Consider the following 20,360-nt stretch of genomic DNA (forward strand, 5'->3'; position numbering starts at 1 on the left):
CTCTATATCGCCCTTCACGGCAAAAGAGGATGCAGTTGCGTATTCGTTTTGATCAGGGACACTCCGGTCGCGGAGCCCGGTTTCAGCGTCCGTCTCGGATTATCCGCGCGGATACTGCGAAGGACGTGCCCCAGGCTCTGGCGGCGCTGGATGAGGCGCGCGCGGACGGGGCATGGCTGGCTGGCTATGCCAGCTATGAACTGGGATATGTGCTTGAACCCCGGCTGATCGATCTTTTGCCGGATGCGCGTCGGTTGCCCCTGCTGTGCTTTGGGGTTTACGGCGCACCGGATCGGGTTGCTTTACCGACGCCTGCGGGCGAGGTGCGCGTGTTTCAGCCGCGCTGGGATGAGGCGCGTTATGGCGAAGCCTTTCAAGTGGTGCATGATGCCATCGGTGCTGGTGATATCTATCAGGCGAACCTGACCTTTCCGATTGATCTGACCGTCTCGGGCAGCAGTGAAGCCCTTTATGCGGCACTGGCAGCGGGGCAGCCCGTTGGGCATGGCGCGCTGGTGCAGCAGGTCGGGTTGCCCGATTTGCTCAGCCGCTCGCCGGAGTTGTTCTTCCGCACGGACACGGATGGAAAGATCGAAACACGACCGATGAAGGGTACCCAGCCGCGCAGCGAAGACCCGGATGAGGATATGCGGCGCCGGTCGTTTCTGACCACGGACGAAAAGAACCGGGCGGAAAACCTGATGATCGTCGATCTGCTGCGCAACGATATCAGCCGTGTCGCGCTGCCCGGTTCCGTTCATGTACCTGAACTGTTTAAGGTCGAAACCTATGCGACCGTGCATCAGATGGTTTCACTTGTCCGGGCCCAGTTGCTCAAATGCGCAGGGCTCAGCGATATATTGATGGCGTTGTTTCCCTGCGGCTCGATCACGGGCGCCCCCAAAATTCGCGCCATGGAAATTCTGGCCGGGCTGGAACCCTGGCCGCGCGACATCTATTGTGGCACCATCGGCTGGGCCGCGCCTGATGGCCGGTCCGAGTTCAACGTGGCCATTCGTACGCTGATGCTGGAAGGCGATCAGGCCACCCTGAACGTGGGCGGGGGCCTTGTCTGGGACAGTACCGCCCCGGCAGAATATGAGGAGGCGCTATGGAAAGCCCGCTTCGCCCGCCAGCTGAGCCTGATTTCCGCCTGATCGAAACGCTGGCGTTTCGGCCAGATCAGGGCTTTGTCCGAAAAGACCGTCACCTTGCGCGCATGGCCCGAACCGCTGCGGCCTTTGGCCTTCCCTTCAACCCGGATGCAGCGACCGCCGCGCTGGATGGCGCGTTGGGCGACACCCCCTTGCGTTGTCGTTTGACGTTGGATGCATCGGGTGCATTCGAATTGACGACCGGGGTTCTGGCCAGCAACCCTCCGGTCTGGCGCATAGCCCTGTCTGATCAGCGGCTGGCTTCCAATGATCTTTGGCTGCGTCACAAGACAAGCCGCCGCGCCCTATATGACGATGCCCGCGCCGCGCTGACGGATGGCATAGACGAAGTGTTATTCCTGAATGAGCTTGATGAACTGTGTGAGGGCACCATCAGCAACCTTTTCGTCGAAAAGCGGGATGGCCGTATTCTGACGCCTGCGCTGTCCAGCGGTCTGTTGCCTGGCATATTGCGCGAAGAGTTGCTGGATAAAGAAACGGTGTCCGAGGCCGTGCTGACCTTGAGCGACCTGAAAAATGCGCAAACTGCCTACATGGGCAATTCACTGCGCGGGCTGATCCGGGTGGAGCTGATATACACGTGATCAAAGAAGGTGCGATGGTCGGGTCTCCGGTTGCATTGCCGCGGTTAAGGGTTGAGTTCGGCCTGTTTAATATTGTCCCGCCGCTGATCATCGCGGTTTTGTTTCCTACGAACAGGATGTTTCCGGCACTGTTTGCCCTGACCGGGATGGGATATTGCTGCTGCATTGGACACCGGGCATTCAATGGGCCGAGCTGCGCTATGATTGGGCCAACTGGTCGCTTCGCGAAGCTGTGCTGTTCCGCCCACTATACTTCCAGTGTTATCACGCGATCTTGCCAGAGGGGCGCGCGGCTTATGTGCTGAATGCTGCAATCTTCTCGTTCGCGCATCTGATGCATTGGAGCTGGATTGTCGCCCTCATGACATTTGCGGGCGGGCTGCTGTTTACATGGGCCTACAGGCAGCGCGGCTCGTTCTTCTATGCGGTGCTGTTGCACGTGATTGTGGGTAATATCATCTTTGCGGTCGGGCTGGGTGTCTATTTCTACTCAGGCAACGTGCAAAGGCCGTTTTGACAGGGCGACCCGCCTTGACTTTCCGGGCCTGACAGGGTGTATCGGCGCGACGAATTCTGCGCCCGAAGGGATATGATCCATGCACGCCTATCGCAGCCACACCTGCGCCGCACTGACCGCCGCCAATGTCGGTGAAACCGTTCGCCTGTCCGGTTGGGTGCATCGGGTCCGAGATCACGGGGGCGTCCTGTTCATCGACCTGCGCGATCATTTTGGTGTGACACAGGTTTTGTGCGATGGCGACAGCGCCGCTTTTGCTGCGCTGGAAAAGGTGCGTTCCGAATGGTGCATCCGCATCGACGGAACCGTCAAGGCGCGTGCCGCCGAACTGGTGAACCCGAAACTGCCCACCGGCGAGATCGAGGTTTACGTGCGCGAACTGGAAGTTCTGGGGGCTGCGGAGGAACTGCCGCTGATGGTGTTCGGCGATCAGGAATACCCCGAGGAAACGCGCCTGCGTTATCGTTACCTCGACCTGCGGCGCGAGGCGATGCAGCGCAACATGACCCTGCGCTCGGACGTTGTGGCCTCCATGCGCAAGCGTATGTGGGATCAGGGGTTCCGCGAGTATCAGACGCCGATCATCACCGCATCCTCGCCCGAAGGCGCGCGTGACTTTCTGGTGCCGTCGCGCCTGCATCCGGGCAAGTTCTACGCCTTGCCGCAGGCCCCGCAGCAGTTCAAGCAGCTGATCATGGTGTCGGGTTTCGACAAATATTTCCAGATTGCGCCTTGCTTTCGCGACGAAGACCCGCGCGCCGACCGCTCGCCCACCGATTTCTACCAGCTCGACCTCGAGATGTCCTTTGTCGAGCAGCAGGATGTGTTCGACACGATCCAGCCCGTTCTGGCCGGCGTCTTCGAAGAGTTCGGCGGTGGCCGCAAGGTTGATCAGGACTGGCCACAAATTTCCTACAAGGATTCGGCGCTGTGGTATGGCACGGACAAGCCCGACCTGCGGAATCCCATCAAAATGCAGGTGGTCTCTGACCACTTCCGCGGGTCTGGCTTCGCGATTTTCGCAAAACTGCTCGAACAGGAAGGCACCGAAATTCGCGCTATCCCCGCGCCAACCGGTGGCAGCCGCAAGTTCTGTGACCGTATGAATGCCTTTGCCCAGAAAGAGGGTCTGCCGGGGATGGGCTACATCTTCTGGCGTGATCAGGGCGAAGGGATGGAGGCCGCAGGTCCGCTGGCCAAGAACATCGGCCCCGAACGAACCGAGGCGATCCGCCAGCAATTGGGTCTGGGGGTCGGCGATGCTGCATTTTTCCTGGGTGGTAAGCCGAAAGCTTTTGAAAAGGTTGCAGGCAAGGCGCGCGACGTGATCGGCGACGAGCTTGGCCTGACCGAGAAAGACCGCTTTGCCTTTGCCTGGATCGTTGATTTCCCGATCTACGAACAAGACGAAGAAACCGGCGCGATCGACTTTGAGCACAACCCGTTTTCGATGCCGCAAGGCGGCATGGAAGCGCTGCAGGGCAATCCGCTTGATGTGCGCGGTTATCAATACGATCTGGCGTGCAACGGATACGAACTGGTGTCGGGTGCGATCCGGAACCACAAGCCGGAAATCATGCTGAAAGCTTTTGAACTGGCGGGCTATGGCGAGGATGAAGTGAAATCCCGATTTGGCGCCCTGTTCAACGCCTTCCACTACGGTGCGCCGCCGCACGGTGGCTGCGCTGCAGGGATCGACCGGATCGTGATGCTGTTGGCGGATGAGGCCAATATCCGCGAGGTCATGATGTTCCCGATGAACCAGCGGGCCGAAGACCTGATGATGCATGCGCCGTCGGACCCGACGTCAGATCAACTGATGGAACTGGGTTTGCGCCTCATTCCGCAGGACTGAACAACAGCCGCCCGCATTTAGCGGGCGGATTCATTTTGATGCCAGCGAGTATTCGCGGGTCAGTCCAACGGGTTGTTCAAATCGCCTCGGTTGACACGAATTGAGCGTGCAGTCTGCCGTGTTTGGCGATAGGCCCAGATGCACAGAAGCGTTGCAGTGATGAAATAAGCTGCAATCACGTCAAATCGCCTTTCTTTGTTCCAAACGGTTCTGCACCATGCCGGCGACCTGCGCTGCCTGCGCCGTGATCGGTGCGCCGTTCGCCCGTGACAGCGCCAGCTTTCGGGCGGCTTCTGCCAACGGTCTGTCATCGGCTTCCCGTGCGACCCCTTGCAGAAACTGGGCGGCGTAATCCCATGTGCGATGATCGTTGGGCCCGGTAAGGACATCGGCGATATGCGCCATGTCGTCCTGATAAGCCATCGGGTCGGGTCGGATGACTTCGTCGCGAACCGAGTGGAGCCCGCTTGGGCGTCGATCTTCGGGCAGGCGCTCCAGAATGGACTTCTGAAAATAAGACAATGATTTTATCGGCTTGGACAGAAATCCATCCGCCCCGACTGCGTACGCCAGACCTTCGGTAGCGTCATCGCCCGACAGGCCCATGATCACGCTGATCCGTGGTGAAGCTTCGGCCAGTTCGGCGATCAGGTCAGCTCCGGACCCGTCGGGCAGACCCATATCGACCAGGATGACCGAAGGCCGATAGATCTGTAGATGCCTTCGCGCCGATTTCAGGCAATCCGCACGGCGAATGCGCGCGCCGCTGTGCAGGCACATCAGGCGGATGGCATCGCAAGCGTACCGGCTGTCTTCGACAACCAATATTGTCTGACCCAGCAAGGGTCGAGTCGCGGTGGGCGCGGCGGTGGTGGTGGCAAGTAGGCCCGAATCGTCCATGGCAGCTCTCCTATGCAGCAGATGCTTCACGCTAGGAACTCCTGGCTAACACGACGTTAACGCGCGATTTGGCGCACTTGTCCTTTGGCGGATCAGCCCCCATAACCCATGCAACGCAGGACAGCAGGAGTGAGACATGATTGGACGTCTGAACCACGTCGCCATCGCCGTACCGGATCTTGAGGCGGCGTCCGAGCAATACCGCAACGCGCTGGGCGCCAAAGTCGGCGCGCCGCAGGACGAGCCGGATCATGGTGTCACGGTCGTGTTCATCGAACTGCCCAACACCAAGATCGAACTTCTGTATCCGCTGGGTGATGACAGCCCGATCAACGGGTTCTTGGAAAAGAACCCGGCCGGCGGCATCCACCATGTATGTTACGAGGTCGAGGATATCATCGCGGCCCGTGATCATCTGAAAGCAACCGGAGCCCGTGTTCTGGGATCAGGTGAGCCCAAGATCGGTGCGCATGGTAAACCGGTTCTGTTTCTGCACCCCAAGGATTTCAACGGCTGCCTGGTCGAGCTGGAACAGGTATGATCCGCAAAACCCGGGGGACCTGAAGTGACCATTACTGCTGCATTGGTGCTGTTCGCCGTCATCTGGTTCATGACGTTGCTTGTGGTGCTGCCCATTCGCATCAAAACTCAGGGTGACCTGAACGATATCGTTCCGGGCACCCATGCGGGTGCGCCGGAAGTCCATCACATGAAAGCCAAGATGTGGATCACCACCGCCATTGCTGTGGTTTTGTGGGCGATCATTGCCGGGATCATCATTTCCGGTGTGATTTCAGTGCGGGACCTCGACTGGTTGAACCAACTGGAGCCGAGGTAATCTGTGTCAGACCTTTTGGCCTGACACAGCATGATAAACATGGGTGAATGTCGCCGCGCCAAGGATCGGGATCACCAGATTCAACAGCGGTATCGACAGCGGAATGGCCATCAGGGTTCCGGCGACCCAGATCGTGGTCGAATGTCGGGCCCGCAATTGGCGCGCGCCATCCCGCCCGATCCGGCGTATGGCGGCCAGCGTGAAGTATTCCCGCCCCAACAGGAACCCGTTCATGGCCCAGAAGATGAAGGGCGCAAACGGGGTGAAGATCGCATAGAGGATCAGCGCCAGCAGGTTTGCTACAATCAGCACGCCAAGAAAGCTGAGGCCGTCCTTCAGGGCCTCCGACACCGGAATGCGTCGTGCAGGTGGCAAGGCTGGAAAATGCTTGTCCTCGACCGCCTGCGCCACTTCGTCCAGAAAGATCGATGTGATGGCTGACGCCACCGGTACCATCAGGAAAACAGGCAGGACCAGGACGAGAACGATACCTGAATAGTTCAGAACGTCGTTCAGCCACGGGACAGCTCCGACCAATGGCAGCGAGATTTCACTGCCCGACAACCAGTTGATCAACCTGATCGCACCGACACATGCAAGACCCAGCAACAGGATGGTCAAACCTACACCGCGCAGCAGAACGGCACGGAACTTGGGATCTCCGATCTGGCTTAGTGCGCTGAAAAAGGCGTTCAGGATGATCATTCTGTGATCCATTCCGTTATGGCTGCCACATCGGGCCGCGGGCGTTCGGGTGGGGCAGTTCCTTCGGTGGCGATATGTATCAGTCCGGCGACACGCTCGTTCTTGGCAAGGCCAAAGGCGTCGACACAGAAGTCGTGGTCGTGGGTTTGCCAACCTGTCAGCCAGTTTGCACCCCAACCCGCGGCCAGCGCGGCATTCAGCAGGGCCAGACAGACCGCGCCCGCAGAATAGGTTTGTTCGATTGCGGGTATTTTCTCGGACGGTTTTTGTACTTCGATTACGGCTACGGCCAGATGCCCCATGTCGAACTGGCTGCGCGCTTTTGCAATGTCTTCTGGACTTTTGTTCAGCCGTTGCCCGCAGGCCTCGGTCAGGGTTGCCAACCGTGCCATGGCCCCCTGTTCCAGAACGATAAATCGCCAGGGTTCCAGTTTTCCGTGATCGGGGCTGCGTGCGGCTGCGGTCAGCAGGGGGCGCAATTCGTCCCGTGTCGGAGCCGGGGCAACCAGTGTCTTGGCGGGTCGGGACCGGCGCGACTGCAAAAACTCCAGAGCAGCGGGGTTTTTCATGGACATATGTTAACTTCCTTTACATCACGTCTCTGTATCTTGGTCGGCATGCCGAGGGTTTCAAGGGCGCGGCGACGGATCGCGTGGATCAATTTCATCCTACCGCCCATCATGCAAGACTATTGAGGGAAGGGGCGACAATGGCGAAATCGAAACTACGAGATCTGCCGGATCTCAGCGCGCAGGCGCACGCCGGGGCAGTGTTTCACTTGAAAGTAACACCTAAGGCCGCGCGCGACCGGGTGATCGTGGAAGGCGGGCAGATCAGGGTATTTGTCACGGCTCCGCCTGACAGTGGCAAAGCCAACCATGCGGTTCAGGCGATCCTTGCGAGGTGCCTTCGCGTTGCCCCTTCGACACTGACACTCAAGCAGGGGCAAACCGCGCGCAACAAGGTGTTTGTCTATGTGCCCTAAGGTCCCGTTTCACGGATCTGGTAAACACCCTCGGGCAGGTCCAGCGCTGCGGCCAGGTCGCGGACCTGTTCGGGCGACAAGGTGATCTTTTGCACCTGGTCGGTTCGCGGATCAAACTGTTCCAGCGTGACGCATTCGGCGAAATTGTTGATCACAACATCTTCCTGCAAGGGTTTTTCACCTTCGTCCACAAGCGTTATGACCGTCGAGTCGAATTCATGCTCAATCGAAAACATAAGGACAGAGTGCAAGCCGTCGACGCGCAATGCAAGACGTTCGTTTCAAAGCATTGTGTGGTCACTCTGAGCGGCAGGTACTATGTTGAAATCGCAGTCAGACCGAGCCGAAGGACGTAACATGCGCAGACGCTTTGTTTTGGTGTTTCCCCTGCTGCTTGCGGCCTGTGCGGAAGGTGCATTGCGCTTGCAGCCTGCCGCGGACTGGCTGGGTGAAGGGCCGGGTTCTGAGGATGTTGCCCAGACCTTTCGCGAAGTCAGCCAGAACATCGTGGCTGAGGCCCGCAGCCAGTGTTTGAAGCAACCAAGGCCTCAGAAATGCGATTTCCAGATTCTCGTTGACCTGAATCCGCGCGCATCCGCCAATGCCTTTCAGACATTGGACGACCAGCGGCAACCTACCATCATTTTTACCGTTGCGATGATCCGTTCTACGCAAAACGCAGACGAACTGGCTTTTGTCATGGGACATGAGGCGGCCCATCACGTTCTGGGGCACATCGCAAGGCAAAGCGAAAATGCCAGCGCAAGCGCCACTGAGTTTGGAAAGGCGGAAAAGCTGCGCGGGGGTGACGCCGCCGACATAGAAGAGGCTCAGAAAGTGGGCGCGCAGGTTGGTGTTCAGGCTTATGTGAAGGCTTTTGAACTTGAAGCTGACCAGATGGGAACGATCATTACACATAATGCGGGCTACAACCCGCTGGTTGGGGCGAAGTTCTTTGACCGGATTCCGGATCCTGGCGACAGGTTTCTGGGCACCCACCCACCAAACGCGCAGCGCGTGCACATCGTGCTTGAAACCGCCACGCAACTGGGGCTGACGCAATGACCGATCTTGTGCGCCTTGGCGTAATTTTGACGGATCGCGGGTCGAAATATGCGGTATCTGGCGCGCCTGTGGCGTCGCGCGCGGAAGTTGACGCGGTTCTGGATCAACTGAAGTCCGATAAATCCTATGCCAAGGCCACACATAACACCTGGGCCGCCTCTTTGCCGACCGGTGCACTGAAGGCCGATGATGGGGAAAGCGGGGCCGGTATGGTAATCCTGCGGATGATCGAGCGTGCAGGGCTGGACAATCACGTGATCATCGTCACCCGCTGGTACGGAGGCAAAAAGCTGGGTGGGGACCGCTTTCGCCGCGTTCAGGATGCAACCCGGGCCTATCTGGATCACATCGGCGCCCAATTTTGACCTGTGTCAAAGTATGACGCCCCGGATGCGCTACGATTTCGTAAAGCGCGAAAGGGAAAGGATACAGCATGCCCACCCGAGAGTCCTTGAGGCTTCATGCCGGATTGGTGGACGACATGGCCAGAATGCTGGACATCGATCTTGAGGAAGCAGCCATTGGTGGCAAGGTGTCTTTCGACCAGATTTCCGAGGCAGTTCTGCGATGTACCGATTGTCCAAACCCGGATCATTGTCAGGATCTGCTCAACAAAATGGCGACCGCTGGGCGGACACCGGAATACTGCCGTAACCAGGAGTTACTGCACAAATTGATGCCTTAACTGTCAGGTTCGTCATGCCACGACTCGGTGAAATCATGGCCCACCTTCGTCTGGTACTGCGGATGGGTCAGGTCACAGGAACCGACTTGGCCGCAGCCTATCGGGATGGTCACCTGAAACATGAGGATTGGGCCGAGATCGTGCAACAGTGTCGCGGCTGTACCTGGGCCAGAACCTGTCCGGAGTGGCTGGAACGGCGCGAACAGATTGATCATGCCCCGTGCACATGCCCGAACCGCGGTCGATTCAAGGCCATCAAAGCTTTGCAAGCGGAGGACGCGTGATGCCTCGGGATATTCTGGGTGAGGTCGAAAAGCACTTTTGGTTGACGCGCTCTGTTTCCCGCAGCATGGGAGTTTCACTGAGCGAAGCCATGGCCGAAGGGCGGTTGTCGCCCGAAGGATACGCTGAACTGGTCACGCGCTGTCGCGCCTCGGGCTGTGGTGCGCAATGCACAAACTGGCTGGCTCAGCGGCAGAATCCAGCGGACACGGCCCCAGATTTCTGTGCAAATTCAGAGACACTGAACAGATTGAAGGGCTGATCAAAGGTCTTTATGCGTTCCATCGCACAACGGCGCGTTTGCACTGTGTTTGCACCCGCAAAAAAAGACCTTTTTGCTGGCCTCGGCCGTATATTTCACCGGTTCGAACCCGCTGTCTTTATGTGAGCCATCGCAAAAGGGTTGCCGGTTTGACTTTCCACACGCGCACCAGAAATAGGTTTTTCCTTCGGCAACTTCGACTGGAAAAGGGGTTTTCTGGGCAATAACGGGTGTGTCTGACATGTGGCTTCTCCGTATTTGGCTGAAACGTCACACAGTTTAGGACGATGCAGACAAAAAGGTAGCTGTAATGCCGCAAGGATCATCGTTTGGGCTTCGAACTGGCATGGAATCGCTCTTCCTCACAAGGAAGTGACCGTTTTAGTTGCCAGATTGCCGTTCAGCCCGTACTCTGGAAGCGGCCCGAAAAGCTGGGCAATATCAGAAAAGTAATAGAGGATTGACGGACATGAAACTGAAACTTGCAGCCGTTGGCGCATTTGCCCTGGTCCTGACCGCTTGTGCGCAGCAGGAAGAACCGACCCCTGTTTACGTACAACCCGACTATGACAAGTATGGCTCGGCCAGCTGCTCGGCAGGCTATGAACTGGCAACAACCGAAGCAGGTCAAACCGTCTGCAACCCGGTTTCTCAGTAAGCTTTTCGCAGGCGGTTTGACTACGGACCGCCTGCACCATTTTCAGGAATTTTCGCCGCCATTCATGGCGGTTTTTTTCTACCTGAGCAGTACTTCGTAACTATTGACCCGAAAACACTATGGGGCAGGCTACTGGCGTTAAACGGGTTTCCCCCACAGATCGTATTCCCCCGCCTCGTCCACTTCGACGGTGACGATATCGCCGGGTTTGAAGCCTTCGAAGCCCTCGTCAATGAACAGGTTGCCGTCGATCTCGGGAGCGTCCGATTTGGTGCGGCAGGTGGCGGCTTCGTCATCCACTTCGTCGACGATTACTTGAAGCGTTTGTCCGACTTTAGCCTGCAACTTGGCTTCTGAAATGGCCTGAGCCTTTTCCATGAAGCGATCCCACCGCTCTTGCTTGACTTCGGCCGGGACGTGATCGGGAAGGTCGTTTGAGCGCGCACCGTCCACGTTTTCGTATTGAAAACAGCCGACTCGATCCAGTTGCGCCTCGTCCATCCAGTCCAGCAGGGTTTGGAATTCGGCCTCGGACTCACCCGGATAGCCAACGATAAAGGTCGAACGCAGGGTGATATCGGGGCAGATTGCGCGCCAGGCTTGGATTTCGTCCAGAGTTTTGGCCGCTGCGGCGGGGCGGGCCATCCGTTTCAGAACATCCGGGTGGGCGTGCTGGAACGGGATATCCAGATACGGCAATATGTTGGACCCGGCATCCGCCATCAGGGGGATCAACTCGCGCACATGTGGATAGGGATAGACATAGTGCAGCCGCACCCAGGCATCCATCTGACCCAGTTCACGGGCCAGATCGGTGATGTGGCTGCGCACCTCGCGGTCTTTCCACGGGTTCACATCGTATTTCCGGTCCAGCCCATAGGCCGAAGTATCCTGCGAGATCACCAACAGTTCTCGCACGCCGTTTTCGACCAGCTTTTCCGCCTCGCGTAGAACCGCATGGGCCGGACGGCTGGCCAGTTTTCCCCGCATATCAGGGATGATGCAGAACTTGCATTTGTGGTTACAGCCCTCTGAGATTTTCAGATAACTGTAGTGGCGGGGGGTCAATCGAACGCTGCTGGCGGGCAGCAGATCAACGAACGGGTCAGGGTCAGGGGGAACGGCGGCGTGAACCGCATCCATAACCTGCTCGTACTGATGCGGTCCGGTGACCGCCATGATGCGGGGGTGGTGTTCGCGGATGTAATCCGGTTCGGCCCCCAGACAGCCGGTGACGATGACCTTGCCGTTTTCAACCAGCGCCTCTCCGATTGCGTCCAGCGATTCCGCCTTGGCGCTGTCGAGGAACCCGCAGGTGTTCACAATGACGGCATCGGCCCCGGCATAATCGGGCGAAATGCCGTATCCTTCAGCACGAAGCCGGGTCAGAATGCGTTCGCTGTCGACCAAAGCTTTTGGACAGCCCAGCGACACCATGCCGATCGTCGGCTGGTTTGAACGGGGTGTCTCGGTGATCCGGGCGGCCGGAGCCAGGTCGGGGCGGAGGTTTGGCGGGTTCGTCGTCATGGCGCGGCATATAGTGGGGAAAGCTTCCTCTTGCAAATGTGACGTGCGATTTGAATGATCGCGGCAAAGACAAGCCAAAAGGCGGAGAGCAGATCATGAAATGGCTGATACGCATCCTGTTTATTGTTGTGGCAGTGATTGCGCTGGTAATTGGCGCGCTTTTGCTGATGCCCGGAGACAAGCTTGGCGCGATTCTGGCTGAGCAGGTCAAAGCCCAGACCGGGCGCGAACTGAGATTGAGCGGCGATGTGCGCCTGTCGTTCTGGCCGGTGCTGGGGATGGAAACCGGGCCCGTGCGTTTTGGGAACGCCAGCTGGGCCGGGCCAGAGCCGATGCTGAGCGCTGATAGCCTTGCCGTGGGCGTGGATGCTGCTGCGCTTTTGAACGGGGATCTGCGGATCAAACGCGTTTTCGCGGAAAACCCGGTGCTGCGGCTGGAGCGTTCGCAAGGGCGCGGAAACTGGGAGCTGAGCGTGCCTGTGACCACCGCGACTGCCACACCGTCTGCAGGGACGGTTCCGGCCAGCGCATCGTCGGCCGTAACTTTGGAAGAGTTGCAGCTTAATAATGCGCGACTGATCTATGTGGAAGACGGTGCCACGCAGATGGACTTTCCTGATGTAACCTTGTCGGCCAGTTGGCCTCAGGTCACTGCACCGATGGTAATGGAGGCATCAATGCCTGTACCCGGAGGTGCTGTTCAGGTTGATTTGAAGATTCCGGACTTGCCAGCCTTTGCCGCAGGGTTCGTAACCGCGCTTGAATTGGTCCTGACTGCACCGGGTGGTAAGATTGGCTTTGACGGCCACGTCAATCTGGCCGGAGAGATGGACGGAACCACAAAGATCATCACCCAAGATACAGAAAAGATGCTGGCGGCCTTCGGTCAGGCGGGCGTGGCTGTGCCGTCGGGATTGGGTAACGTTGCCGATATCTCTGCGCAAATGACCTATACGCGGGACGGTCGGATTTCCCTGCGGAACATGACAGCGCAGTTGGATGGCAACCGGTTTGTCGGAGAGGCGGATATCACCATTTCCGATCCCCCTCAGATCGTCGCACGCCTGGATGCGGGCGATCTGGACCTGTCGAAGATATCCGAAACCGGCACCGAGTCGGGTGGCGCGTCTCAGCTTGCTTCACCAGCTCAGGAAGGCTGGTCAAAAGACCCAATCGACGCATCCGCGTTGGCTTTGGCGAATGGCAATATTCGCCTGACGGCCAACTCAATCGCAGTTCCCGGCATGACGTTTGGGAAAAGTGACCTGACGCTGACACTGGATCACGCGCGGGCGGTTCTTGCGATGCATCCGGCGACGTTGTTTTCGGGTCAGTTGAACGGGCAGGTGGTTGCCAATAATCGCAATGGCCTGTCCGTGGGCGGCAAGGTGACGGCAAGTGAGATTGATCTGAAACAGGCATTGTCAACGTTGGCCGGTGTCGAACGCCTGTCGGGAAGCGCGGCAGGAACCATTGAGTTTCTGGGTGTCGGTCAGTCTGAGGATCAGATCATGCGCTCTCTCAGCGGGAAGGGGAATCTGGATGTCGGGACGGGGGTAATATCCGGTTTCGATCTGGATCGACTTATGGGGCAGGGGACCGGATCGGGTGGAACAACGGTGTTCAACAGCCTGTCGGCCAGCTTTACCATCGATCAGGGTATGTTGACGAATAACGATCTGCTCATGTCGCTCAAGAATTACCGTGCCGATGGTCAGGGGGTCGTGGGGCTGGGCGCGCGCAATATCGATTATCTGTTCACGCCTGTAGCTTTGCGTGCCAATTCGGGGCAGGGCATCTCGGTGCCTGTGCGCATCGTTGGCCCGTGGAGCAACCCGTCAATCAAGCCGGATCTGACCAAGGTCATCGAAGCAGCGGCAGATGTGAAGGTCAAGGAGCTGGAAAACGACGCGAAACAGAAAGTTTTCGAAAAGGTTGGAAACGAGCTGGATACCACCATCACGGACAGCGATCAGATCGAAGATGCGCTTAAGAACAAGCTGGAAGAAGAGGCGAAGAAAGGGCTGCTCAAACTGTTTGGCAGCAACTGAGCAAGTGTTGCGCTTGGGGCAATCAGATATGCCCCAAGCAGTTTTCTTCAGATGGTTTGATCGTAATCTCCAACACCGGGTTCGGTTCGGATCACTGCATCAATATCGGCAAAGATCGCACGCATCTCAGCTTCGCTTTCGCTGCTTTCACACACGACCACCAGATTGGGTGTGTTGGATGAAGCCCGCACCAGCCCCCAGCTGCCGTTGTCCAGAATGACACGTGCGCCGTTCACCGTAACGACCTCCTTGATCGCGCGGCCAGCAAATGTCTTATTAGCTTCGCTTTTGGCAACCAGCTTGTCGACCAGTCGCTGCAGGATATCGTATTTTTCGGTATCTGCTGCATAGGGTGACATGGTGGGCGTCGACCAGGTCTTGGGCAGAGCTTTGCGCAGGTCGGACATGCTTTGATCCGGGTTGCGGTCCATCAGTTTACAGATCTCGACCGCGACGCGCATTCCGCAGTCATAACCGCGCCCGACCGGCTCGGCCAGAAAGTAATGGCCCGACTTTTCAAACCCAGCCAGCGCACCGATTTCCTTGACGCGCCGTTTCATGTGGCTGTGGCCGGTTTTCCAGTAATCTACCTTGACGCCAAGGGCCTGTAGCTCGGGATCGCTGGCAAACAGGCCGGTAGATTTCACATCTGCGACAAAGGTCGATCCGGGGTGCAGCTTGGCCAGATCGCGGGCCATGATCACGCCCACCTTGTCGGCAAAGATTTCTTCACCTTCATCATCGACGACGCCGCAACGATCACCGTCACCGTCAAACCCAAGTGCCAGATCGGCACCGCTGGATTTTACCGTTGCCGCCATGTCATGCAGCATTTCCATCGCTTCGGGGTTCGGGTTGTAATTCGGGAAAGTGTAATCCAGCCGGTTATGGCTGGGGACGACCTCAACCCCCATCCGTTCGAAGATTTCGGGCGCAAAGGCCGAAGCGGTGCCGTTTCCGGTTGCGCAGACAACCTTTAGCGGGCGGGACACTTTGAAATCGCCGACGAGGTCGTCGATATACGCTTCTTTCACGCCCTCGACGAATTCCCAAGATCCACCCGCATGCGTCTGACCTTCGCCATTCAGAACGATGTCGCGCAATTCAGACATCTCGTCGGGGCCGTGTGTCAAAGGGCGGTCAAATCCCATTTTGACCCCAGTCCAGCCGTTTGGATTATGGCTGGCCGTAACCATCGCCACGGCCGGTACATCCAGATGAAACTGTGCGAAATAGGCCATCGGGCTAAGCGCAGGGCCAATGTCTTTCACGCGGATTCCGGCCTGTATCAATCCCAGGATCAGGGCGTTTTTGATCGCCAGTGAATAGTCACGGTAATCGTTTCCTACAGCGATCACGGGCTCGATCCCGCGCCTGCGCATTTGCGTGCCAAGCCCTAGGCCAAGCGCCGTCATGCCCGGCAGGTTAATCTCTTCCGGATATTTCCATCGGGCGTCGTATTCGCGAAACCCGGTGGGTTTGATCATTGCGTCGCGGAGAAAGCTCCAGGTGTTTGGTGTTACCTCGGGAATCGGTTTGGTCATAACAAGTCTCAATCGTTAAATCTGAATAGGATCAGCTTTGGCCAGCGCATCGAAGCGCATCAAAGTGTCAATGAGTTGGGGCATCTGATCCAACGGTATCATGTTGGGCCCATCCGAAGGGGCATTGTCCGGATCTTGGTGTGTTTCAATGAACACCGCGCCAATACCCAGCGACACGGCGGCGCGCGCCATGACCGGAGCAAATTCGCGTTGCCCGCCCGAGGAGCCACCTTTTCCACCCGGTTGCTGCACGGAATGGGTCGCATCCATCACCACCGGATAACCGGTTTGGGCCATTTGCGGCAGGGACCGCATATCAGCCACCAGCGTGTTATAGCCGAATGAAGTGCCACGTTCGGTCAGCAGGATATTATGATTCCCCGTGCTTTCGATCTTGGACACGATATTGGGCATCTCCCACGGCGCGAGAAACTGACCCTTTTTCACATTGACCACTGCGCCCGTATTGCCCGCAGCGAGCAGCATATCCGTCTGGCGGCACAAAAACGCCGGGATTTGCAGGACGTCTACCGCCTCGGCGGCGATGGCGCACTGCGCTTCGGTATGAACATCGGTCAGGACCGGAATGCCCATCGATTTGCGGATGCTATCCAGAACCTGCAACCCCGCATCAATGCCCATGCCGCGCTTGCCGGACAGCGAGGTCCGGTTTGCCTTGTCATAAGATGCTTTGAAGACATATTGCGCACCGGCTGCGTCGCAGGCCTCTTTTATCTTACCAGCAATCATCTGCGCGTGGTCTGCCGTTTCAAGCTGGCAGGGGCCTGCAATGATGGTCAGCGGAAGGTCGTTGCCGACTGTCAGGTCGGAGATTTTTACATGTTTCATGAGTCTTATGAGGATACCTGTTCACGAAGGACCGACGCGGTAAGCGAGATCATGAGGTAGATACCAGCAAACAACAGGAATGCCAAAATCGTATTTTCGAACTTGCGCGGATAGCTGGGTTCCTGACTGGGGATAGGGTTCACCGAGACGGTCAGATAACGCACCTGCCGGTTGGCTTCGGATCGGGTCGATTCCATTTGCTGCATTGCCGTTTGCAGCATCATGTCCCGCGCCGCCAGATCCGCCTGAGCGATCTGGATGCGCACGCTCAACCGCGCCAGCGAATTTTCGCCATCGGAAGCATCCTGCATCTCGGCATTCAGTTGTTCCAGCACCTTTTCAAGCCGGGCAATGTCAGCCTTGACACCGTCAACCTTGGCTTTGTTCGGGCGCAGGTTGTCCTGCAGGGCGGCAAGTTCAAGCTCTTTGTCCTGCACCAATATCTCGATCTCGTTGATGCGGGCGCGCAGGCTGGCAATGACATTCTCGGGGTCCAGCACCGCCCCTTGAAGCTGAAGCTCGATCAATTCCTCCTGCGCCTGCCGCCGCGCCTCCTGCGCCGCTTCAAAGCTTTCCAATGCATCGCGCATCTGGTCTTCGCGCTTCTTGCCGGACAGGGCATTCACCCGATCTTCGGCGTAAGAGATCAAACGCTCCGAGAACTCGGTCGAGGTCTGTGCGTCCGGTGCTACAACCTCCATCCGAATGACCCCTTCGGTTGGGTCATACCCGATGGTGATCATGCGTTTGAACAGCTTGTATGCGTCTTCCAGCGTGGCGTCGGGCGACAGCCTTTGAATCGGATCAATCTTTTCCTGCCTGAAGACATCGGAAAACCCTGCGTCCCGATCCAGCAGCAACAAAGCCTCTTTCGACTCCAGGAAAGACTGAACCGAGATGGAATCCTGCGTGGTGGCGAATTGCGTCCCGGCAAGCAGCCCGCCGATAGAGCCTGGCCCGCCATCGGCTTGCAGGATCAGAAACTCGGAATCGCTGGCATACATCGGGGTGGCGATGCGATAGAAATAGAACCCCACAACAAAGGTCGGCAGGAACACAAAAGCGGCCAAACGTGCGAAAAGGCCAAACAGCTTACGCCTGCGTCGACGCGCGATGTCCTTCTGAATCTGACCGATTTCAAGGTTGCGCCGCTCAGCCGGGCTGAGCTCGGGTCCCGGAAGGTTCGGTGTGCTTGCGCCAATGGATTGCGGCAACTGAATGCTGATCTTGTCTTTGACCTTCGAACTGTCGCCCTGTGCCGAGGGCTTTGCCGCGGCAAGATCAAGAAGGTTCGTGCGCTGAAACGGATCAATGCCTTTCTTGCGCAGCAAGCGCACCGCATCATAGTCCGATGTTGCTGCCAGTCCGTGTTTCTGCGCCAGTTTTCGCGCGATGCGCAACTGGCGGCCTGTCAGGCCTTCGCGCTTGATGTCGTCAATTTGCGTGCCTGGCTGAGCCTCGGCCGCTGGTGCCTGGCCTTGCGTCGCGCCCCGTATACGAGAGATTGCATCCGCACGCGCCTCAGCCGAATCGTCCACCTGACGATTGTTGCGCCAGTTGTACTTTCTAACCTTGGGTTTCGTAGTCATATAGCTGCTTTGCCTCTTCCAAGGAGTCAAACATGTACAATTGCCCGTCCAGCAGAACGGCGGCCTGCTGAGCGAATTTTTCCAATACAGTCGGGCTGTGCGACACGATCACCAAAGTCGTAGTGCGCAACCTTTCCTTCAGGATCGCCCCTGCCTTTTCGTTGAATTCAACATCGGTAGATGCTGGCATCCCTTCATCGACAAGATACATGTCGAAATCCAGCGCCAGCATCAAAGAAAACGTGAATCGTGATCGCATCCCCGAAGAATAGGTGGACAACGGCTGTTCGAAATATTCACCCAAGCCGCAGAGCCATTTGCAATACGCCTCAACATAGTCCGGGTCCATGCCGTAAATCTTGGCGATGTATCGCGCGTTCTCAAGCGCTGACAACTTGCCGGTTACACCCCCGGTAAAACCCATGGGAAAAGAGACCCGGCATTCGCGGCGGATCACACCTTCGTCGGGCTTTTCCAGACCGGCCATCATGTTGATCAGTGTGGTTTTGCCAGTACCATTCGGGGCCAGAACGCCCAGCGACGTACCCAGTTCGACACGGAACGAGACCCTGTCCAGGATCACCTTGCGGCGCGTCCCGGTCCAGAAGGACTTGCTGACATTGTCGAACTCTAGCATTCGGGGCCTGCTGCTCGTTTCCGTTGTGTCGCCGCGCTTTCAGGCGGTCAGAAAGGATGGTTTTTACCAATCCATGTTGGCTACATTATGTCGAATTATGAAACAAATGTTCAATGCGTTGCTGCCAAACCCGCAAACAACTGATCGGTTGTCGGCAATTCCGCTGCACTTCTGGTAATCTGCCGCACCTTTATTATGTGGTTTCACACCTGATCTTTGCAAAACAGCTTTGGGAGGTTACGCAACCAGATGGAAAATCTAGATGGCGAAATCCGCGCGTGCCGCCTGTGCGCTGCGTCCTTTGCGCAAACCAAAACTGCTCATGAACCCCGCCCGGTGGTTTGGTTTCGGCGCGGAACACCCATCCTGATCGCAGGGCAGGCACCGGGTGCGCGCGTGCACGAGTCGGGGCAGCCCTTTACTGACCCGTCAGGCGACAGGCTGCGCCACTGGCTTGGGGTCGATGCACCTGTGTTTTATGATCGTGACCTCGTGTCGATTGTGCCCATGGCATTCTGTTTCCCCGGCTATGATGCCCGCGGCTCTGACCTTCCTCCGCCCGCGATATGCGGCAATACCTGGCATGACAGGGTGATGCAGGAACTGGGGCAGGTGCCGTTGACGGTGTTGGTCGGTGGTCATGCGCATAAATATCATCTGGGCGCGCGGGGTTCGGTGACGGACACCGTTTGGAACTGGCAGGACCATGCGCCGCGGGTCTTTGCCTTGCCTCATCCGTCCTGGCGGAATACGGCATGGGTAAAGAAAAACCCGTGGTTCGAGGCAGAACTGCTGCCGGTTCTGCGCGCGCGGGTCCAAGAGGTGCTGAATGACTGAAACCACAGCGTTGGACACGGCGCATGCCGCGATGCTGGCAGATCCGCAGAACGATGCTGCCCGTCTGCGGTTTTTTGAACGGCTTGCTGATAGTGAGCTGTTCTTGATGCTGACAGAAGAAGCGGTGGGCGAAAACATCTCGCCCGAAGTGTTCGATGTGGCCGACGGGCGCTTTGTGTTGGCTTTCGACCGCGAGGAACGATTGGCGCAGTTTGCGGGGAGGCCTGTGCCTTATGTTGCGCTGTCGGGGCGTGTGTTGTCGGCGATGCTGGCAGGGCAGGAGATCGGGCTGGGCCTGAACCTGGAAACTGCCCCATCATCCATGCTGGTGCCTGCCGAGGCCTTGGGCTGGCTGGCCGAAACGTTGTTGCATGGCCCGGAAGAGGTCGAGGAAAAGCTTGCCGAGTTCATGCCGCCCGCCGGTTTGCCAGACAGCCTGTTGACCGCCCTTGATGCAAAGCTGGCAACTGCTGGCGGGCTTGCCAGTGCGGCCTATCTGGTCGCCACGAAATCAGAAGCGGGCGCTCAGGGTCATTTGCTGGGGTTTGTCGGAGCGGTTGATGGGGCCGAGCCAGCGCTGGCCAAGGCAGCTTCGGAGGCGTTGACGTTTTCGGGGGTCGAGGCGGGGGCGATGGATGTCGGGTTCTTTGCCACAGATGACGCCGCTGCCGCGCTGCTGGCGAAGACGGGGCTTCGCTTTGACCTGCCCGAACCGCAGGTTGCAGATCTGGTGCGCGAGGTACCGGGCAGCAATCCCGCGAAACCACCAATTCTGAAGTAACGACCAAAACGCAAACACGCGGCGCATATTGCGC

At 57.8% G+C, this 20,360-nt stretch carries 26 protein-coding genes; 16 read left to right on the forward strand and 10 right to left on the reverse strand.

All coding sequences use genetic code 11. From position 1 onward, the window contains the following. The first annotated feature begins 29 nt into the window (after positions 1-29). From ACR0AM_RS03480 to aspS, 4 genes are all read left to right on the forward strand, one after another. Positions 30-1,157 (forward strand): aminodeoxychorismate synthase component I, encoded by a 1,128-nt coding sequence (locus tag ACR0AM_RS03480; RefSeq protein WP_480622127.1) that lies wholly within the window; start codon positions 30-32, stop codon positions 1,155-1,157. Next, positions 1,112-1,759 (forward strand): aminotransferase class IV family protein, encoded by a 648-nt coding sequence (locus tag ACR0AM_RS03485; RefSeq protein WP_480622128.1) that lies wholly within the window; start codon positions 1,112-1,114, stop codon positions 1,757-1,759. Before ACR0AM_RS03480 ends, ACR0AM_RS03485 begins: the two co-directional genes overlap by 46 nt. A 154-nt stretch (positions 1,760-1,913) precedes the next feature. After that, positions 1,914-2,276 carry a CPBP family intramembrane glutamic endopeptidase gene (locus ACR0AM_RS03490; protein ID WP_480622129.1) on the forward strand — a complete coding sequence of 121 codons (363 nt, stop codon included), beginning with the start codon at positions 1,914-1,916 and terminating at the stop codon, positions 2,274-2,276. Positions 2,277-2,355: 79 nt separating this feature from the next. Beyond that, positions 2,356-4,131: an aspartate--tRNA ligase gene (gene aspS, locus ACR0AM_RS03495; protein WP_480519122.1), complete on the forward strand. Its 1,776-nt coding sequence runs from the start codon at positions 2,356-2,358 to the stop codon at positions 4,129-4,131. A 180-nt stretch (positions 4,132-4,311) separates the two neighbouring features. Here the strand turns inward: aspS and ACR0AM_RS03500 are convergent, their stop codons facing one another. After that, the gene (locus tag ACR0AM_RS03500) at positions 4,312-5,031 is read right to left on the reverse strand and encodes a response regulator (RefSeq protein ID WP_480622130.1); all 720 of its coding nucleotides are present in this window, start codon (positions 5,029-5,031) and stop codon (positions 4,312-4,314) included. Between the two features lie 136 nt (positions 5,032-5,167). Here ACR0AM_RS03500 and mce point away from each other — a divergent pair, with 136 nt between their 5' ends. Together mce and ACR0AM_RS03510 are read left to right on the forward strand one after the other, a co-directional pair. Next, on the forward strand, positions 5,168-5,572 hold the full coding sequence (gene mce / locus ACR0AM_RS03505) for a methylmalonyl-CoA epimerase (protein WP_170346086.1): 405 nt from the start codon (positions 5,168-5,170) through the stop codon (positions 5,570-5,572). A gap of 24 nt (positions 5,573-5,596) precedes the next feature. After that, the gene (locus tag ACR0AM_RS03510; protein WP_480519116.1) at positions 5,597-5,869 is read left to right on the forward strand and encodes a DUF1467 family protein; all 273 of its coding nucleotides are present in this window, start codon (positions 5,597-5,599) and stop codon (positions 5,867-5,869) included. A gap of 6 nt (positions 5,870-5,875) precedes the next feature. Here the strand turns inward: ACR0AM_RS03510 and ACR0AM_RS03515 are convergent, their stop codons facing one another. Beyond that, complete coding sequence (locus ACR0AM_RS03515) at positions 5,876-6,574, reverse strand: EI24 domain-containing protein (RefSeq protein ID WP_480622131.1); 699 nt, start codon at positions 6,572-6,574, stop codon at positions 5,876-5,878. Further along, positions 6,571-7,149: a nitroreductase family protein gene (locus tag ACR0AM_RS03520; RefSeq protein ID WP_480622132.1), complete on the reverse strand. Its 579-nt coding sequence runs from the start codon at positions 7,147-7,149 to the stop codon at positions 6,571-6,573. Before ACR0AM_RS03520 ends, ACR0AM_RS03515 begins: the two co-directional genes overlap by 4 nt. A 134-nt stretch (positions 7,150-7,283) precedes the next feature. On the opposite strand from ACR0AM_RS03520, the gene ACR0AM_RS03525 reads away from it, so the two are divergent. Then, positions 7,284-7,559 (forward strand): DUF167 domain-containing protein, encoded by a 276-nt coding sequence (locus ACR0AM_RS03525; RefSeq protein ID WP_480622133.1) that lies wholly within the window; start codon positions 7,284-7,286, stop codon positions 7,557-7,559. On the opposite strand, the gene ACR0AM_RS03530 is transcribed toward ACR0AM_RS03525, so the two are convergent. Further along, a complete protein-coding gene (locus tag ACR0AM_RS03530) occupies positions 7,556-7,795 on the reverse strand; it encodes a hypothetical protein (protein WP_267364243.1) in 240 nt (79 codons plus the stop codon). The two genes, ACR0AM_RS03525 and ACR0AM_RS03530, sit on opposite strands and share 4 nt — an antisense overlap. A 121-nt stretch (positions 7,796-7,916) precedes the next feature. Between ACR0AM_RS03530 and ACR0AM_RS03535 the strand changes: the two genes are divergently transcribed. From ACR0AM_RS03535 to ACR0AM_RS03555, 5 genes are all read left to right on the forward strand, one after another. Then, on the forward strand, positions 7,917-8,624 hold the full coding sequence (locus tag ACR0AM_RS03535; RefSeq protein WP_480493647.1) for a M48 family metalloprotease: 708 nt from the start codon (positions 7,917-7,919) through the stop codon (positions 8,622-8,624). Beyond that, positions 8,621-8,989: a YigZ family protein gene (locus tag ACR0AM_RS03540; RefSeq protein WP_480475541.1), complete on the forward strand. Its 369-nt coding sequence runs from the start codon at positions 8,621-8,623 to the stop codon at positions 8,987-8,989. The genes ACR0AM_RS03535 and ACR0AM_RS03540 overlap by 4 nt, the downstream gene beginning before the upstream one ends. Positions 8,990-9,057: 68 nt before the next feature. Further along, positions 9,058-9,309, forward strand: a complete 252-nt coding sequence (locus ACR0AM_RS03545; RefSeq protein WP_480475543.1) for a DUF6455 family protein — start codon at positions 9,058-9,060, stop codon at positions 9,307-9,309. A 14-nt stretch (positions 9,310-9,323) separates the two neighbouring features. Further along, on the forward strand, positions 9,324-9,593 hold the full coding sequence (locus ACR0AM_RS03550) for a DUF6455 family protein (protein ID WP_480605258.1): 270 nt from the start codon (positions 9,324-9,326) through the stop codon (positions 9,591-9,593). Continuing rightward, a complete protein-coding gene (locus ACR0AM_RS03555) occupies positions 9,593-9,853 on the forward strand; it encodes a DUF6455 family protein (RefSeq protein WP_480622134.1) in 261 nt (86 codons plus the stop codon). Before ACR0AM_RS03550 ends, ACR0AM_RS03555 begins: the two co-directional genes overlap by 1 nt. Here ACR0AM_RS03555 and ACR0AM_RS03560 read toward each other — a convergent pair whose 3' ends face one another. Further along, positions 9,854-10,096 carry a CDGSH iron-sulfur domain-containing protein gene (locus tag ACR0AM_RS03560; RefSeq protein ID WP_480475549.1) on the reverse strand — a complete coding sequence of 81 codons (243 nt, stop codon included), beginning with the start codon at positions 10,094-10,096 and terminating at the stop codon, positions 9,854-9,856. 226 nt (positions 10,097-10,322) lie between these two features. Here ACR0AM_RS03560 and ACR0AM_RS03565 point away from each other — a divergent pair, with 226 nt between their 5' ends. Next, entirely contained in the window at positions 10,323-10,511 is a 189-nt protein-coding gene (locus ACR0AM_RS03565; protein ID WP_209504738.1) for a hypothetical protein, read from the forward strand. A 138-nt stretch (positions 10,512-10,649) separates the two neighbouring features. Here the strand turns inward: ACR0AM_RS03565 and rimO are convergent, their stop codons facing one another. Beyond that, entirely contained in the window at positions 10,650-12,038 is a 1,389-nt protein-coding gene (rimO, locus tag ACR0AM_RS03570) for a 30S ribosomal protein S12 methylthiotransferase RimO (RefSeq protein ID WP_480622135.1), read from the reverse strand. Between the two features lie 95 nt (positions 12,039-12,133). Between rimO and ACR0AM_RS03575 the strand changes: the two genes are divergently transcribed. Then, a complete protein-coding gene (locus tag ACR0AM_RS03575) occupies positions 12,134-14,089 on the forward strand; it encodes an AsmA family protein (RefSeq protein ID WP_480622136.1) in 1,956 nt (651 codons plus the stop codon). Positions 14,090-14,136: 47 nt separating this feature from the next. On the opposite strand, the gene ACR0AM_RS03580 is transcribed toward ACR0AM_RS03575, so the two are convergent. The 4 genes from ACR0AM_RS03580 to ACR0AM_RS03595 are packed head-to-tail and all read right to left on the reverse strand — an operon-like array spanning position 14,137 to position 18,708. Further along, positions 14,137-15,633, reverse strand: a complete 1,497-nt coding sequence (locus ACR0AM_RS03580) for a phosphomannomutase/phosphoglucomutase (protein ID WP_480622137.1) — start codon at positions 15,631-15,633, stop codon at positions 14,137-14,139. A gap of 15 nt (positions 15,634-15,648) precedes the next feature. Beyond that, positions 15,649-16,482, reverse strand: a complete 834-nt coding sequence (kdsA, locus tag ACR0AM_RS03585; protein ID WP_480622138.1) for a 3-deoxy-8-phosphooctulonate synthase — start codon at positions 16,480-16,482, stop codon at positions 15,649-15,651. Between the two features lie 5 nt (positions 16,483-16,487). Next, positions 16,488-18,071, reverse strand: a complete 1,584-nt coding sequence (locus tag ACR0AM_RS03590) for a capsule biosynthesis protein (RefSeq protein WP_480622139.1) — start codon at positions 18,069-18,071, stop codon at positions 16,488-16,490. Next, positions 18,049-18,708 carry an ABC transporter ATP-binding protein gene (locus ACR0AM_RS03595; protein ID WP_209504732.1) on the reverse strand — a complete coding sequence of 220 codons (660 nt, stop codon included), beginning with the start codon at positions 18,706-18,708 and terminating at the stop codon, positions 18,049-18,051. Before ACR0AM_RS03595 ends, ACR0AM_RS03590 begins: the two co-directional genes overlap by 23 nt. 249 nt (positions 18,709-18,957) lie before the next feature. Between ACR0AM_RS03595 and ACR0AM_RS03600 the strand changes: the two genes are divergently transcribed. After that, the gene (locus ACR0AM_RS03600) at positions 18,958-19,545 is read left to right on the forward strand and encodes a uracil-DNA glycosylase family protein (protein ID WP_480622140.1); all 588 of its coding nucleotides are present in this window, start codon (positions 18,958-18,960) and stop codon (positions 19,543-19,545) included. Next, complete coding sequence (locus ACR0AM_RS03605; protein WP_480622141.1) at positions 19,538-20,326, forward strand: SseB family protein; 789 nt, start codon at positions 19,538-19,540, stop codon at positions 20,324-20,326. Before ACR0AM_RS03600 ends, ACR0AM_RS03605 begins: the two co-directional genes overlap by 8 nt. The last annotated feature ends 34 nt before the right edge of the window (positions 20,327-20,360 follow it).

The sequence above is a fragment of the Ruegeria sp. AD9 genome (genome assembly GCF_056542305.1).

Excerpts from the sequence above, each read along its gene's own strand:
- ACR0AM_RS03515 (WP_480622131.1), bottom strand. The coding sequence starts at position 6,574 with ATGATCATCCTGAACGCCTTTTTCAGCGCACTAAGCCAGATCGGAGAT.
- ACR0AM_RS03520 (WP_480622132.1), bottom strand. The coding sequence starts at position 7,149 with ATGTCCATGAAAAACCCCGCTGCTCTGGAGTTTTTGCAGTCGCGCCGG.
- ACR0AM_RS03500 (WP_480622130.1), bottom strand. The coding sequence starts at position 5,031 with ATGGACGATTCGGGCCTACTTGCCACCACCACCGCCGCGCCCACCGCG.
- ACR0AM_RS03535 (WP_480493647.1), top strand. The coding sequence starts at position 7,917 with ATGCGCAGACGCTTTGTTTTGGTGTTTCCCCTGCTGCTTGCGGCCTGT.
- ACR0AM_RS03540 (WP_480475541.1), top strand. The coding sequence starts at position 8,621 with ATGACCGATCTTGTGCGCCTTGGCGTAATTTTGACGGATCGCGGGTCG.
- ACR0AM_RS03545 (WP_480475543.1), top strand. The coding sequence starts at position 9,058 with ATGCCCACCCGAGAGTCCTTGAGGCTTCATGCCGGATTGGTGGACGAC.
- ACR0AM_RS03530 (WP_267364243.1), bottom strand. The coding sequence starts at position 7,795 with ATGTTTTCGATTGAGCATGAATTCGACTCGACGGTCATAACGCTTGTG.
- mce (WP_170346086.1), top strand. The coding sequence starts at position 5,168 with ATGATTGGACGTCTGAACCACGTCGCCATCGCCGTACCGGATCTTGAG.
- ACR0AM_RS03550 (WP_480605258.1), top strand. The coding sequence starts at position 9,324 with ATGCCACGACTCGGTGAAATCATGGCCCACCTTCGTCTGGTACTGCGG.
- ACR0AM_RS03600 (WP_480622140.1), top strand. The coding sequence starts at position 18,958 with ATGGAAAATCTAGATGGCGAAATCCGCGCGTGCCGCCTGTGCGCTGCG.
- ACR0AM_RS03565 (WP_209504738.1), top strand. The coding sequence starts at position 10,323 with ATGAAACTGAAACTTGCAGCCGTTGGCGCATTTGCCCTGGTCCTGACC.
- ACR0AM_RS03575 (WP_480622136.1), top strand. The coding sequence starts at position 12,134 with ATGAAATGGCTGATACGCATCCTGTTTATTGTTGTGGCAGTGATTGCG.
- ACR0AM_RS03555 (WP_480622134.1), top strand. The coding sequence starts at position 9,593 with ATGCCTCGGGATATTCTGGGTGAGGTCGAAAAGCACTTTTGGTTGACG.
- ACR0AM_RS03605 (WP_480622141.1), top strand. The coding sequence starts at position 19,538 with ATGACTGAAACCACAGCGTTGGACACGGCGCATGCCGCGATGCTGGCA.
- aspS (WP_480519122.1), top strand. The coding sequence starts at position 2,356 with ATGCACGCCTATCGCAGCCACACCTGCGCCGCACTGACCGCCGCCAAT.
- ACR0AM_RS03485 (WP_480622128.1), top strand. The coding sequence starts at position 1,112 with ATGGAAAGCCCGCTTCGCCCGCCAGCTGAGCCTGATTTCCGCCTGATC.
- ACR0AM_RS03560 (WP_480475549.1), bottom strand. The coding sequence starts at position 10,096 with ATGTCAGACACACCCGTTATTGCCCAGAAAACCCCTTTTCCAGTCGAA.
- ACR0AM_RS03580 (WP_480622137.1), bottom strand. The coding sequence starts at position 15,633 with ATGACCAAACCGATTCCCGAGGTAACACCAAACACCTGGAGCTTTCTC.
- ACR0AM_RS03480 (WP_480622127.1), top strand. The coding sequence starts at position 30 with ATGCAGTTGCGTATTCGTTTTGATCAGGGACACTCCGGTCGCGGAGCC.
- ACR0AM_RS03525 (WP_480622133.1), top strand. The coding sequence starts at position 7,284 with ATGGCGAAATCGAAACTACGAGATCTGCCGGATCTCAGCGCGCAGGCG.
- rimO (WP_480622135.1), bottom strand. The coding sequence starts at position 12,038 with ATGACGACGAACCCGCCAAACCTCCGCCCCGACCTGGCTCCGGCCGCC.
- kdsA (WP_480622138.1), bottom strand. The coding sequence starts at position 16,482 with ATGAAACATGTAAAAATCTCCGACCTGACAGTCGGCAACGACCTTCCG.
- ACR0AM_RS03590 (WP_480622139.1), bottom strand. The coding sequence starts at position 18,071 with ATGACTACGAAACCCAAGGTTAGAAAGTACAACTGGCGCAACAATCGT.
- ACR0AM_RS03595 (WP_209504732.1), bottom strand. The coding sequence starts at position 18,708 with ATGCTAGAGTTCGACAATGTCAGCAAGTCCTTCTGGACCGGGACGCGC.